Origin of the sequence: Arthrobacter sp. ZBG10, from assembly GCF_001238605.1 — a bacterium.
In the GTDB taxonomy this organism is placed as follows: domain Bacteria; phylum Actinomycetota; class Actinomycetes; order Actinomycetales; family Micrococcaceae; genus Arthrobacter.
The window spans coordinates 1-12,251 of sequence record NZ_LFQH01000095.1; the positions used below are offsets into that span (position 1 = coordinate 1).

Consider the following 12,251-nt stretch of genomic DNA (forward strand, 5'->3'; position numbering starts at 1 on the left):
AGGTCACCGCCCGCCGTCGTACTCTTTAACGCCAAAACGCGGAGCCCCTGAGGGCTCCGCGCCTGGTTTTTGCTTACTTGCCCTCGATGGCAGCCTTCGCTGTGGGGTCCGAGTCCGTCAGGAACTTCTCGATCCGCTCCGGCTCTTCGGCTTCGCCGATGGCAGCCGAGGCCCGGCCCAGTGAGTGCAGGGCCCGCAGGAAACCGCGGTTGGGCTCGTGCTCCCACGGGATGGGGCCCACCCCGCGCCAGCCGTTGCGGCGCAGCGTGTCCAGCCCGCGGTGGTAGCCCACCCGCGAGTAGGCGTAGGAGTCGATGGTGCGCCCTTCGGCCCACGCCTCCTCGGCCAGGACGGCCCACAGCAGCGACGACGTGGGGTGCTGCGCCACCAGGTCCAGCGCTTCGTGGCCGGCCGCCAGCTGCTCGTTGACCTCGGTCTCGGCAGGCAGCAGCGTGGGCTCGGGGCCCATGAGGTTGCGGCGGAACTCATCCGACATTTAGAAGGTCTTCCCGGCCGAACCGAGCTGCTTGGTCGCTTCGACCACGCGGGCAGCGAGGCCGGCTTCGGCGGCAGCGCCCCAGACGCGGGGGTCGTAGGTCTTTTTGTTGCCGACTTCGCCGTCGACCTTCAGGACGCCGTCGTAGTTGCTGAGCATGTGGCCCGCCACGGGACGCGTGAAGGCGTACTGGGTGTCCGTGTCGATGTTCATCTTGATGGTGCCGTAGGAGACGGCGTCCGCGATTTCCTGGTCCGAGGAGCCGGAACCGCCGTGGAACACCAGGTCGAACGGGTTTTCCTTGCCGATCCGTGCACCCACCTGGGCCTGGATGTCCTTGAGGATCTCCGGGCGCAGCTTTACGCCACCGGGCTTGTAGACGCCATGGACGTTGCCGAACGTCAGGGCGGTGATGTAGCGGCCGTGCTCGCCGGCGCCCAGCGCCTCAACGGTGGCCAGTGCGTCCTCAACCGTGGTGTAGAGCTTTTCGTTGATCTCGTTCTCCACACCGTCTTCCTCGCCACCAACGGTGCCGATTTCAACTTCGAGGATCATCTTCGCGGCAGCGGTGCGCTCCAGCAGTTCGCGTGCGATCCGCAGGTTTTCCTGCAGGGTTTCAGCGGAGCCGTCCCACATATGGGAGTTGAACAGCGGGTTCCGGCCGGCCTTGACCTCGGCTTCGGAAGCAGCCAGCAGCGGCAGCACAAAGCCGTCCAGCTTGTCCTTGGGGCAGTGGTCGGTGTGCAGGGCCACGTTGACGCCGTAGTTCTTGGCCACTTCGCGGGCGAACGCCGCAAAGCCCAGGGAACCGGCAACCATGTCCTTGGTGGAAGCGCCGGACCAGTACGCGGCACCGCCGGTGGAGACCTGGATGATGCCATCAGACTCGGCGTCAGCGAAGCCGCGGAGGGCGGCGTTCAGCGTCTGCGAGGACGTCACGTTGACGGCGGGGAACGCGAAGCCGCCCGCCTTTGCACGGTCGATCATCTCGGAATAGATCTCTGGGGTTGCAATGGGCATGCTGACTCCTATGCTGTGATTCGTCTATGGGCCGATGGCCCTGGAGTAGACCGCTTACGGCTAGGCACCATCCTAGCGATATCCGCTCCGGCGCAACGTTTCGGGTCCGGCTCCGGTAACACTCCCTCGCGAGATGGCACTTCGCGGCAGTCGCGGCGTCAGGGACTGCCGTTAACTGCCATCTCGCGCCCAGCCGCGGCTTTGGAGCGCACGCCGGACCAAGGGAACGACGGCGGGACGCTCGCCTTCAAGGTGGTGGCGCCCCACACGGACTTCGATCCAGCCCAAGGCAACCGTCCGATCGTGCCGGACCAGGTCCCGCAGGTACTGTTCCCGGCCGGCGTGATGTGAGCCGTCATACTGCAGGGCGATACCCCACTCCGGGTAGGCAGCGTCCGGCCACACCTCGGGCGCGCCCCGCGGACCCCAGAGGACGTGATTCAGGGTCGGCTCAGGAAGCCCGGCCTCCACCAGGGCCAGCCGCATCCTGGTTTCCGCCGCGGAGTCGGCGCCCACCCGCACCATGTCCAGCGCCGCCCGGGCAGTCTTGATGCCCCGCATCCCCGGGTGCCGGGCGGCGATGGCGCGCAGGTCCTGGGCGCTGCAGATGGCGTCCCGGGGTACGGGGAAGCTTTTCCCGTGGGCACACACAAGGAAATCGCCCACGGCCACAAGGTCTTCCAGCGACAGCAGGGCAGCCAGGTCAAGCCAGGTCCTGGCAGGCGAGGTGAGGCGGACGCCGTCGTACTCCACCACTTCCCCGGGCAGGAACGTCAGCACGTGTCCCACCACGTTGACCCGCCGCGGAAAACTGAAGCCGCGGCGCCGGGCAAGATGGATGCGCCAATCAGCACCGCAGCCGGGCGGGAGCGGCGCACCCCACACGTGCGCTGCGGAAAGAGAGACGAGGATCGAGGTGTCGTCCAGGTCCGTGTAGGCGCGCAGTGCTGCCGCTCCGGCCGCTGCCGAAAGCAACGGAACCCGGACGCCCCGGGAAACGGTCACCAAGTCTCCCGCAGCCGTACGCGTGCGGGTCACTCCAGCCTTGTCCGAAGCCCGCAGTGAAAAGGAACCTGTGGTCAGATGGGCTGGAAGCAGGACCCTGCGCATACCTCATTCTGGTCCGCTCAAAGCACGGCTCCTGAGTTATCCACAGCCCAAGCCGTCGCCAGCACCGCGAGATGGCACTTCGCGGCAGTCCCGGGCGCTGCGACTGCCGCGAAGTGCCATCTCGCGGGGGATCGGTGGTCAGGTGGGCTGGCCAAACACGTGCCGGCGAACCCACGCGTGCATGGCGATGGCGGCCGCCGAGGCCGCGTTGATGGACCGGGTGGAACCGAACTGTTCGATCGAAAGGGTGGCGACGGCGGCCTCGTGAACTTCGGGGGTCAGGCCCGGGCCCTCCTGGCCGAAGACCAGCACGCAGTCGCGCGGCAGCTCGTAGGTTTCCAGCGGCACGGAGTCCGGAAAAATGTCCACGCCGATGATGGCCAGGCCCTCGCCCTGCGCCCAGGCCACAAAGTCGTCAACGGTGGGGTGGTGCCGGACGTGCTGGTACCGGTCGGTGACCATGGCGCCCCGCCGGTTCCACCGGCGCCGCCCGATGATGTGCACTTCCTTGGCCAGGAACGCGTTCGCGGTGCGCACCACGGTCCCGATGTTCAGGTCGTGCTGCCAGTTCTCGATGGCCACGTGGAAGTTGTGGCGCCGGGAGTCCAACTCCGCCACGATGGCCTCGTGCTTCCAGTACCGGTACTTGTCCAGGACGTTGCGGCGGTCGCCGTCCGCCAGGAGGTCAGGGTCCCAGTGGTCCCCGTCGGGCAGCTCACCTTCCCAGGGCCCGACGCCGACCTCCGCCTTGGCCTCGTGCGTGTCCTCTGGTTCGGGCTGGGGTCCGCCGGTGGTACCGGGCATTTGATTCACCCCTCAACACTAGACTGGACCTTTCGGGGTTACATCACATTCGGAGGTTAGGCATGGCAGAAGCGGACGAGGTCAAGGGATCACCGGCGGTGTATCGCAACGGCCTGGAAATCGAGTGCTGGCTCACGGACATGGACGGGGTGCTGGTGCACGAGAACCAGGCGGTTCCGGGGGCCGCCGAGCTGATCCAGCGCTGGGTGGACACGTCCAAGCGCTTCCTGGTGCTGACCAACAACTCCATTTTTACGCCCCGCGACCTGGCGGCACGGCTGCACGCGTCGGGGCTGCACGTCCCTGAGGAAAACATCTGGACCTCGGCCCTGGCCACCGCCCAGTTCCTCAAGGACCAGGTGCAGGGTTCCGGGTCCGGCAACCGCGCCTACACGATCGGTGAGGCAGGGCTGACGACGGCGCTGCATGAGGCAGGCTTTATCCTTACCGACCAGGACCCGGACTTTGTGGTCCTCGGCGAGACGCGCACGTATTCCTTCGAGGCCATCACCATGGCCATCCGCCTGATCCTGGCCGGAGCGCGCTTCATCGCCACCAACCCCGATGCCACCGGTCCGTCCAAGGACGGTCCCATGCCGGCCACCGGGGCGATCGCAGCCCTCATCACCAAGGCCACGGGCCGGGAGCCCTATGTGGTGGGCAAGCCCAACCCCATGATGTTCCGGTCCGCCATGAACCAGATCGACGCCCACTCCGAGACCACAGCCATGATCGGGGACCGGATGGACACGGACATCATCGCCGGGATGGAAGCCGGCCTGCACACGGTCCTGGTGCTCAGCGGCATCACCCAGCGCGACGAAATCGCCGCCTACCCCTTCCGGCCCAACCAGGTCCTCAATTCCGTGGCGGACCTGAAGGACCAGATCTAGAACACGGAGACGCGTCCGCCGCCCCGCGGCAGCGGAAAGTTGCTGTCCAGCAGCTCCGTGATGATGGGGCGGTAGATGTTGGGGTTCCACCCCGGGCTGGCGTGGGCGGGGGCGGCGCCCACCGTCTGCAGGCCGGACGAAACCATGTTGTCCCGGAACACCGAAGCCCAACTGGCCACCGCGGTCTGGTAGCGAACGGTCCGGTCGCCCGGGCTGCCGATGAAGGCCATCTTCGCGGTGCCCAGCTTCCCTGCGAACCTGGTGCCGTCGAAGTGGTAGATGTACGCCGATTCGGTCTGCACCAGAACGCTGGAGGGTGCGATCGGCGACAGCTGCTCCAGCGTCTGGTCCAGGATCTGGCGCCAGCTCCGTTCGTTCTTGTGGATGACCCGCTCCCCCAGCTCGTAGCTGCCGCGCAGGGCCGACGGGAACCGGAAGCCGTGCTCGTAGAGGTACACAACGCCGTCGAACCAGCTTTGGTCCAGCACGTCCGTCCGGTTAAAGGGGCTGGAGTCCAGCAGGATGAACTCCACCTGCACACCGTGGATCTCCAGCAACCGGGCCGCCACCTGGGTGGCCACCATCCCGCCGAAGCTGTGCCCGTAGAAGAAAAGCTTGGTCAGTTTCTGGGCCCGGACGTATTCGATGACGGCGATGACCACGTCGTTGATGTCCAACCCGAGGTTCGAATAGCCGACGGCGGCCAGCCGGGCCCGTTTATTCAACGCTCCCCGGAGGACATTGAGGATCCACTGGGCTTCCTCCCAGCTGGTTTTGTAGCCGGGAAAGAGGAACCAGCCGGCATCCGGATAGTAGGCGTCCGCAAAGTCGTCTGGGACGTCCAGGATCTTGTTGACGCGGCGCTGGGACTGGACCTGCCTGGTGAAGAGCATGTCCGCCGCCAGCACGCCGGCGGCGCCGGCGCCGGCGAAAAACCCGCGCCGGGAGAAGCGTTTCAGGGCAGCGGCCTCCGCCAGGTAGCGGGCCGCTGCGGACCCACGCCTGTCCTGCGGATTGACCTCCCCCTCATACGGCACACTTCTACCGTAGTCACACCCTGCGATGCCTACGCCATAGGGAGGGCTATCAGGCCGCGGCGTGCGGGTCAGCTGGCGCTTTGGCTCTCCACGGCCGGGACCCGGGAATCGTGGTCTTCCTGCCGCCGCTGCAGCTCCGCGCAGATGTCGTCGTATCTGCCCAGCAGGTCGGAGCCGGAAAACGCCTGCGGGACGTCCAGCAGTGCGAAAAGGGAATCGCTGGCGGCCAGCAGCTCGTCGTTCGAATATTCCGCCAAATTCCGGCCGTACAGCCCTTCCAACCGCTCGGCGGGGACCCTGAAGGCGCCCGAAAAGTCCGGCCCGTCCGTGGGGGTGGGGACGTCGTCGTCCACCACGGTCAGGGGCGTCCTGTGCTGTCCGCCGGTCCAGTCCTCGGCGGCTGGGGTGAGATGCAAAGCCACGCCTGAGCCGGCGGTCCCCGTCAAGGCGTTGGACTCCAGCGAGTTGAGGTCGCTGCGGAGTCCGGCCAGGGCCGAGGACTCCACGATGATGGCACGGGAAAGGTCCACGCGGATGTGCGAGCGGATGCCCATGCGGCGGACCCGCCGGATCATGTGGACAAGGTCGGCGCGGGAATCCTGGTTGAGGCTGCCGCATATCTCGATGCGGACGAGGTCAGCGGGGACGTCCAGATTAACGAGGGCGTCGAGGGAACGGTCCATAGGTACTCCAAAAAAGGGTGTCTATGGCCGACGGCTCAACCTCGATAAGCGTAACCCTCCGGCGGAGCCGGGCACAACCTCACAGGTCAGGCCGGCTGGTCCGCCTGCAGGCCCGGCTCCTGGAAGTGGGTGCGCGTCCCCATGCCACCCACGGAGTCCACCAGGGACCGGGCGATGTCCCGCAGCTTGGTGTTGCTGTTGCTGGCCGCCTCGGTGAGGATGGTGACCGCTGCTTTCTGGCTGCAGCGGTTCTGGGCCATCACGATGCCAACGGCGATGTCGATGATGGTCCGCGATTCCAGGGTGGCCCGGAGGTTCGCGGCGCTGTCCGTGTGCAGCGAGAAGCGGACGGCCAGCCGCAGCGCCTGGGAAATTTCCCGGGTGAAGCCGCGGGCCTTGGCGGTGGCTTTTTCATCAAACTTGTTGGGCACGTCGGAGTACAGGTTCAGGGCTGCCTTGGCTTCGCCCTGCAGGTTGAACGGCACGGACAGGACGGAACGCAGCCCGTGGGAGGCCACCGCCGTGGCGTAGTCGGGGCCCCAGCGGTTTTCGCGGTGGAGGTCGGGGACGTGGACTTCGCGTTCCTCCTTGGCCGCCGTGAGGCACGGGCCCTGGGAAAGGGAGTACTGGATTTCGTCCACTTCGCGTGCGGAATCGCTGCTCCAGCCGATGGTGGCGGCTTTGCGGTCCCGGAGCAGGGTGATGCCGCACAGTGCGTCGTCGCCGGTGCCGGCTACCTGGTGTGCTGAAAAGCGTGCCAGTTCGTTGAGGAAGTCCTCAAAATCCGCGCTGTCCAGGATGAGGTTCTGAACCTGGTCATTGGCAGTCAAAGGCTGTTGGGGGCTGGGCATGGTCACGTTCTCCAAGGGCTACGCACGGGTAAAGCACATGATAAATCAGCGGGCAGCCCCAGGCCAACCCCGCCGGCCGGGCAACGTAGTGCCCGGCCGGCGCCGGCTAGGAAAGTCCCAGCTCGTCCTTGCCGAACGCGAACAGGTAAGGGACGCCGGTTTCGGCTTCGATCTTTTCCTTGGCGCCGGTGTCCCGGTCCACGATGACGGCGACTGCCACCACGTTGCCGCCGGCCTTCCGCACACCCTCGACGGCGGCCAGCGCCGACCCGCCGGTGGTGGAGGTGTCCTCAAGTACCAGCACGTTCCGGCCTTCCACTGAGGGGCCTTCCACCTGCCGGCCCATGCCATAGGACTTCTGCGCCTTGCGGACCACAAACGCGTCGACGGTGCGTCCCGCGTCAACGGCGGAGTGCATCACGGCGGTGCCCACGGGGTCGGCGCCCATGGTCAGGCCACCGGCGCACTCGAAGCTGATGCCGGCGTCGTCCACCAGGCCCAGCATGACCTGGCCCACCAGCTTGGCGGCCTCGTGGTGCAGGGTAATGCGGCGCAGGTCGATGTAGTAGTCGGCTTCGGCGCCGCTGGAGAGGATCACCTTGCCGCGGACCACGGCGAGTTCCTTGATCAGTTCGAGGAGGCGGGTGCGGGCGGCGGCAGCGTCTGCGGCAGTGTCACGGGGTGAAGTCATGGGCTCCAGTTTAGTCGGGGCCGGCCGGTGCAGGAGGTTGGGTGCTGTTGACATTGCTGGCTAGGCTGGGTGGCATGCGCGAACTCCAGGCCACCATCATCGAAGAAATGGGCGTGCTGCCCCGGATTGATCCCGCCGGGGAGGTGCGCCGGCGCGTGACGTTCCTGAAGGAATACCTCCGCGCCACCTCCACCAAGGGCTTTGTGCTCGGCATTTCCGGCGGGCTGGACTCGTCGCTGGCGGGCCGGCTGGCGCAGTTGGCCGTCCAGGAACTTGAGGCCGAGGGCCTGGAGGCCAATTTTGTGGCGGTCAGGCTCCCCTACGGTGTCCAGCATGACGAGGCGGACGCGCAGGCTGCGTTGGACTTCATCAAGGCCAAAACGGAGTGGACCTTCAACATTTCCGCGGCCGTGGACGGCTTTGAGGATGAGTTCGAAAAGACGGTGGGAAGCGGAATTTCCGACTTCCACAAGGGCAACACCAAGGCCCGGACCCGGATGATCGCCCAGTATGCCCTGGCCGGTGAGCACAACTACCTGGTGATCGGCACTGACCACGGCGCCGAGTCCGTCACCGGGTTCTTCACCAAGTACGGCGACGGCGGCGCCGACATCCTGCCGTTGTTCGGCCTGAACAAACGGCAGAACCGGGCGCTGCTGGCCGAGCTCGGCGCCCCGGCGCGGGTCTGGGAAAAGGTGCCCACCGCGGACCTGCTGGACGGCACTCCCGGCCGTACCGACGAGGACGAACTGGGCCTGACCTATGACCAGATCGATGACTACCTTGAGGGCCGGGAGATTCCGGAAGCGGCGGCGGAGGCCATCGAGCAGAAGTACCTGCGGACCCGCCACAAGCGCACCGTTCCGGTGACCATCTTCGACTCCTGGTGGAAGCAGTAAGCCAGGGCTGACTTGCCGCTGGAATTCCCCATCTTTGGTGCCCGACGGCGGCGGGTTGGCCCGATAAGCCGGCACGCCGCCGTCGGGGGCCGGCAAAGCCGGGGAGACTCAGCGGGGCGGCTGGCCGGGGTCCCCGCCGGCGAGCTGCTGGCTGATGCGGTGCGCCTCCGCCATCAGCAGTCCGCCCAGTTCCTCCTGGCGCCCGCTGCGGAAACGCTGCTCAATACCGGTCAGGGATAACGCCCACGCAGGCTGGCCGGACCTGTCGAAGACGGCCGCTCCCATGCCCCAGCTGCCTTCCAGGACCAGCCCGGGATTGACCGAATAGCCGGCCTGCCGGGTCCTGGCCAGGTTGTCCCGGACCACCGCCGGAGTGTGGTGGTCGGCGAACGTTCCTGCGTGGGCGGGCCAGTTTCCCAGCAGCTCCGCCTGCTCGGATTCGGGGAGGAAGGCCATGATCGCCGTCCCGGCCGATGCCACCCCCAACGGGAACCGGACGCCCTCATGCAGCACAAAGGAGCGGACCGGGAAGCTGCCTTCCTCCCGCAGCAGGCACACAGTTTCCGTGCCCCGCCGGATGGAGAAGAACGCACTCTCCCCCGTGGCCTCGGCCAGCCGGCGCAGGCCGGGGCGGGCCAGGTCCTCCAACGGGAATCGGGTCGCAGCCACCGAACCCATCAGCAGGATTTCCGGCCCCAGCGTCCAGTTGCCGGTGGCGGGGTCGTGGTCCAGCAGCCCTTCGGCGGCCAGCGAGGACAGCAGCCGGTGCACGGTTGGCCGGGTCAGTCCGGATTCCCGGACCATACCGGCGAGGGACATGCCCCCCGCACTGCGTCCGGCCAGCCGGAGCAGTCCGGCGACCCGGCCGACAACCTGGGCTCCCTGCACGGGTCCGTTACTCATAAATCCAACTTTCTGTCCACAATATGGATAGTTGTCAGTGTAGCGTCCACACTGTAAAAACTGGCTCTGAATAGGCTTCTGGCATCCTTGACAGCGCTTCAGCCCGGCCCGTAGCGTCCATCTCCAGACAAAGTGTCCATAAAATGGATACCCATTCTCAATGAGGAGACGCCATGAAACTTCAAACATCCGCCGCCGCTGCCCTGGCGGGGGTCCTGCAGGACGGGATCACCGTGGCCGTGGGCGGGTTTGGGCTCAGCGGTATTCCCGCTGACCTGATTGAGGCCGTCAGGGATTCCGGCGTCCGGGACCTGACGGTGGTGTCCAACAACATGGGCGTGGACGGGAAGGGGCTGGGTATCCTGATCGAATCCGGCCAGGTCCGGAAGGTTATTGCCTCCTACGTGGGCGAAAACAAGCTTTTCGCCGAGCAGTACCTGGCCGGCCGCCTCGAGGTGGAGTTCACCCCGCAGGGAACCCTCGCGGAGCGGCTGCGCGCCGGCGGCGCGGGCATCCCGGCGTTTTACACCCGGACCGGCGTGGGCACGCTTGTGGCCGAGGGCAAACCGCTGGAGGATTTCGACGGCGCCACCTATGTCCGCGAGCTCGCCATCCGGGCGGACGTGGCCCTGGTCCACGCGCACACCGCGGACACCGACGGCAACCTCGTGTACCGCTACACGGCCCGGAACTTCAACCCCGTGGTGGCCACAGCAGGGCTGGTGACCATCGCAGAGGCGGAAGTGGTGGTGGAACCGGGCGCCCTCGATCCCAACCACGTTGTGACGCCCGGCGTTTTTGTCCAGCACCTGGTGCAGGCCGCCAACCGGGTCAAGGACATCGAGCAGCGCACCGTCAGGACACGCGCCGCCGCAGCCGTCCCCGCCTGAACAACACCCGCTTCCACCCACACAAAAGGAGACCCCATGGCCTGGACCAGGGATGAGATGGCTGCGATTGCGGCCGAAGAATTGAACGACGGCGACTACGTGAACCTGGGCATCGGCATCCCCACGCTGGTGGCCAACAACCTGCCCGAGGGCGTGCGGGTGGTCCTGCAAAGTGAAAACGGCCTGCTGGGCATGGGCCCGTTCCCGTTCGAGGGCGAGGAGGACGCGGACCTCATCAACGCCGGCAAGCAGACGGTGACAGTGCTCCCGGGCGGCAGCATCTTCGACTCCGCCACCTCCTTCGGCATGATCCGGGGCGGCCACGTGAAGGTCGCCATCCTCGGGGCCATGCAGGTCTCCGCCGCCGGGGACCTGGCCAACTGGACCATCCCCGGCAAGATGGTCAAAGGCATGGGCGGGGCCATGGACCTGGTCGCCGGGACGCCGCGCGTGGTGGTCCTGACCGAACACAACGCCAAGGACGGTACCGCCAAGATCGTGCCGGAATGCACCCTGCCGCTGACCGGGCTGGCGTGCGTGGACCGGATCATCAGCGACCTCGCCGTCTTTGACCTGCCGGCAGCGGACGACGGCGGCGGGCGGCTCCTCACGCTCACCCGGCTGGCGCCGGGGGTCACCGTGGCCGGGATCCGGGAAAAGACGGGGGCGGACTTCGCCGTGGCGCTGGACAGTGAAGGAGTCCCGGCATGAGCCTGCAGGAACAGTTCGGCAAGGACGTCCTCCTCACCGGGTGGGGCCACAGCCAGTTCGGCAAACTCACCGACCAGACGCTTGAGTCCCTCATCGTCCAGGTGGCCACCGAGGCGATCACCACTGCAGGCATCGAGCCCGGCCGGATCGATGAGATCTACCTGGGCCAGTTCAACTCCGGCATGATGCCGCTGGCGTTCCCGTCCTCGCTGGCCCTGCAGGTTTCGGACCAGCTGGCCAACGTCCCCGCCACCCGGGTGGAAAACGCATGCGCCTCGGGCTCGGCGGCGTTCCAGCAGGGCACCAAGTCCCTGCTGGCCGGAACGGCGAAGACGGTGCTGGTGATCGGCGCTGAAAAGATGACCCATGCCGGCGCTGACGTGGTGGGCGCGGCCCTCCTCGGCGCGGACTATGACATGGCAGGTAAGGCTTCCAGCACGGGCTTCACCGGCTTGTTTGCGGAGGTGGCCAAGCACTACGGGAAGCGTTACGGCGAGGCAGGCAACCTGGGTGACGTCCTGGGTTCCATCGCCGCGAAGAACCACCGCAATGGTGTGGACAACCCGTACGCGCAGCTCCGGAAGGACCTCGGCGAGGAGTTCTGCCGCACCGTCTCGGACCGCAACCCAATGGTGGCCGATCCGCTGCGCCGCACCGACTGCTCCCCCGTCTCGGACGGTGCCGCCGCCGTGGTCCTGTCCACGGCACCCACGGGAGGGGCCACGGACCCTGTCCGGCTGGCAGGCTTCGGCCAGGCCAACGACTTCTTCCCGGCCGACCGCCGCGACCCCACGGCTTTCGAAGCGACCCGGATGTCCTGGCAGCGCGCCCTGGGGATGGCCGGCGTCGGACTTGAGGACCTGGATTTCGCCGAAGTCCACGACTGCTTCACCATTGCCGAGCTCATCATGTACGAGGCCATGGGCCTCACCGAACCCGGCCAGGGCGCCCGCGCCGTCCGGGAGGGCTGGGTCCACAAAGACGGCAAACTGCCCATCAACGTCTCCGGCGGGCTGAAGGCGAAGGGCCATCCGGTGGGCGCCACCGGTGTGTCCCAGCACGTCATCGCCGCCATGCAGCTCACCGGGACGGCCGGCGGCATGCAGCTGGCGACCCCTCGCCGGGCTGCCGTGCAGAACATGGGCGGGGTTGGCATCGCCAACTACGTCAGCGTCCTCGAAGCCACCTGAGCGTCCGCACCTGCCACTGGACTTCCCCACCTTGGGAGCACGACGGCGGCGCGCCGCCTTCAAAAGGCGGCGC

General features: G+C 66.9%; 14 protein-coding genes. 5 read left to right on the forward strand and 9 right to left on the reverse strand.

The window, feature by feature from the left end:
• Window positions 1-73 precede the first annotated feature (73 nt).
• The 4 genes from ACU18_RS17925 to ACU18_RS17940 all read right to left on the reverse strand — a co-directional run bounded on the left by ACU18_RS17925 (window position 74) and on the right by ACU18_RS17940 (window position 3,430).
• On the reverse strand, window positions 74-496 hold the full coding sequence (locus ACU18_RS17925; RefSeq protein ID WP_050687836.1) for a DUF3151 domain-containing protein: 423 nt from the start codon (window positions 494-496) through the stop codon (window positions 74-76).
• On the reverse strand, window positions 497-1,516 hold the full coding sequence (fbaA, locus tag ACU18_RS17930) for a class II fructose-bisphosphate aldolase (RefSeq protein WP_050687837.1): 1,020 nt from the start codon (window positions 1,514-1,516) through the stop codon (window positions 497-499).
• A gap of 171 nt (window positions 1,517-1,687) precedes the next feature.
• The gene (locus tag ACU18_RS17935; RefSeq protein WP_231686133.1) at window positions 1,688-2,521 is read right to left on the reverse strand and encodes a hypothetical protein; all 834 of its coding nucleotides are present in this window, start codon (window positions 2,519-2,521) and stop codon (window positions 1,688-1,690) included.
• Window positions 2,522-2,764: 243 nt separating this feature from the next.
• Window positions 2,765-3,430: a TrmH family RNA methyltransferase gene (locus tag ACU18_RS17940; RefSeq protein ID WP_050687839.1), complete on the reverse strand. Its 666-nt coding sequence runs from the start codon at window positions 3,428-3,430 to the stop codon at window positions 2,765-2,767.
• Window positions 3,431-3,492: 62 nt separating this feature from the next.
• On the opposite strand from ACU18_RS17940, the gene ACU18_RS17945 reads away from it, so the two are divergent.
• Entirely contained in the window at window positions 3,493-4,323 is an 831-nt protein-coding gene (locus tag ACU18_RS17945; RefSeq protein ID WP_050687840.1) for an HAD-IIA family hydrolase, read from the forward strand.
• Here the strand turns inward: ACU18_RS17945 and ACU18_RS17950 are convergent.
• From ACU18_RS17950 to pyrE, 4 genes are all read right to left on the reverse strand, one after another.
• Window positions 4,320-5,360, reverse strand: a complete 1,041-nt coding sequence (locus ACU18_RS17950; protein WP_050687841.1) for an alpha/beta fold hydrolase — start codon at window positions 5,358-5,360, stop codon at window positions 4,320-4,322. The genes ACU18_RS17945 and ACU18_RS17950 overlap by 4 nt on opposite strands.
• 68 nt (window positions 5,361-5,428) lie before the next feature.
• A complete protein-coding gene (locus ACU18_RS17955; RefSeq protein WP_050687842.1) occupies window positions 5,429-6,043 on the reverse strand; it encodes a hypothetical protein in 615 nt (204 codons plus the stop codon).
• 86 nt (window positions 6,044-6,129) lie between these two features.
• The gene (locus tag ACU18_RS17960) at window positions 6,130-6,894 is read right to left on the reverse strand and encodes a GAF and ANTAR domain-containing protein (protein WP_050687843.1); all 765 of its coding nucleotides are present in this window, start codon (window positions 6,892-6,894) and stop codon (window positions 6,130-6,132) included.
• Window positions 6,895-7,000: 106 nt separating this feature from the next.
• Window positions 7,001-7,585, reverse strand: coding sequence for an orotate phosphoribosyltransferase (pyrE, locus tag ACU18_RS17965; RefSeq protein ID WP_050687844.1), 585 nt, complete (start codon window positions 7,583-7,585; stop codon window positions 7,001-7,003).
• Window positions 7,586-7,659: 74 nt separating this feature from the next.
• Here pyrE and nadE point away from each other — a divergent pair, with 74 nt between their 5' ends.
• Window positions 7,660-8,484 carry an ammonia-dependent NAD(+) synthetase gene (nadE, locus tag ACU18_RS17970; RefSeq protein ID WP_050687845.1) on the forward strand — a complete coding sequence of 275 codons (825 nt, stop codon included), beginning with the start codon at window positions 7,660-7,662 and terminating at the stop codon, window positions 8,482-8,484.
• A gap of 108 nt (window positions 8,485-8,592) precedes the next feature.
• Here nadE and ACU18_RS17975 read toward each other — a convergent pair whose 3' ends face one another.
• The gene (locus ACU18_RS17975; RefSeq protein ID WP_050687846.1) at window positions 8,593-9,387 is read right to left on the reverse strand and encodes an IclR family transcriptional regulator; all 795 of its coding nucleotides are present in this window, start codon (window positions 9,385-9,387) and stop codon (window positions 8,593-8,595) included.
• Window positions 9,388-9,560: 173 nt separating this feature from the next.
• Between ACU18_RS17975 and ACU18_RS17980 the strand changes: the two genes are divergently transcribed.
• From ACU18_RS17980 to ACU18_RS17990, 3 genes are read left to right on the forward strand one after another with little or no spacing between them, the layout of a single operon-like run.
• Window positions 9,561-10,277, forward strand: a complete 717-nt coding sequence (locus ACU18_RS17980; RefSeq protein WP_050687847.1) for a CoA transferase subunit A — start codon at window positions 9,561-9,563, stop codon at window positions 10,275-10,277.
• 36 nt (window positions 10,278-10,313) lie between these two features.
• On the forward strand, window positions 10,314-10,988 hold the full coding sequence (locus tag ACU18_RS17985) for a 3-oxoacid CoA-transferase subunit B (RefSeq protein ID WP_050687848.1): 675 nt from the start codon (window positions 10,314-10,316) through the stop codon (window positions 10,986-10,988).
• Entirely contained in the window at window positions 10,985-12,178 is a 1,194-nt protein-coding gene (locus ACU18_RS17990; RefSeq protein ID WP_050687849.1) for an acetyl-CoA acetyltransferase, read from the forward strand. The genes ACU18_RS17985 and ACU18_RS17990 overlap by 4 nt, the downstream gene beginning before the upstream one ends.
• Window positions 12,179-12,251 lie beyond the last annotated feature (73 nt).

Bases quoted from the DNA above. Each gene is read 5' to 3' on its own strand.
- ACU18_RS17925 (WP_050687836.1), bottom strand. From the start codon at position 496: ATGTCGGATGAGTTCCGCCGCAACCTCATGGGCCCCGAGCCCACGCTG.
- fbaA (WP_050687837.1), bottom strand. From the start codon at position 1,516: ATGCCCATTGCAACCCCAGAGATCTATTCCGAGATGATCGACCGTGCA.
- ACU18_RS17940 (WP_050687839.1), bottom strand. From the start codon at position 3,430: ATGCCCGGTACCACCGGCGGACCCCAGCCCGAACCAGAGGACACGCAC.
- ACU18_RS17945 (WP_050687840.1), top strand. From the start codon at position 3,493: ATGGCAGAAGCGGACGAGGTCAAGGGATCACCGGCGGTGTATCGCAAC.
- ACU18_RS17955 (WP_050687842.1), bottom strand. From the start codon at position 6,043: ATGGACCGTTCCCTCGACGCCCTCGTTAATCTGGACGTCCCCGCTGAC.
- ACU18_RS17960 (WP_050687843.1), bottom strand. From the start codon at position 6,894: ATGCCCAGCCCCCAACAGCCTTTGACTGCCAATGACCAGGTTCAGAAC.
- pyrE (WP_050687844.1), bottom strand. From the start codon at position 7,585: ATGACTTCACCCCGTGACACTGCCGCAGACGCTGCCGCCGCCCGCACC.
- nadE (WP_050687845.1), top strand. From the start codon at position 7,660: ATGCGCGAACTCCAGGCCACCATCATCGAAGAAATGGGCGTGCTGCCC.
- ACU18_RS17975 (WP_050687846.1), bottom strand. From the start codon at position 9,387: ATGAGTAACGGACCCGTGCAGGGAGCCCAGGTTGTCGGCCGGGTCGCC.
- ACU18_RS17980 (WP_050687847.1), top strand. From the start codon at position 9,561: ATGAAACTTCAAACATCCGCCGCCGCTGCCCTGGCGGGGGTCCTGCAG.
- ACU18_RS17985 (WP_050687848.1), top strand. From the start codon at position 10,314: ATGGCCTGGACCAGGGATGAGATGGCTGCGATTGCGGCCGAAGAATTG.
- ACU18_RS17990 (WP_050687849.1), top strand. From the start codon at position 10,985: ATGAGCCTGCAGGAACAGTTCGGCAAGGACGTCCTCCTCACCGGGTGG.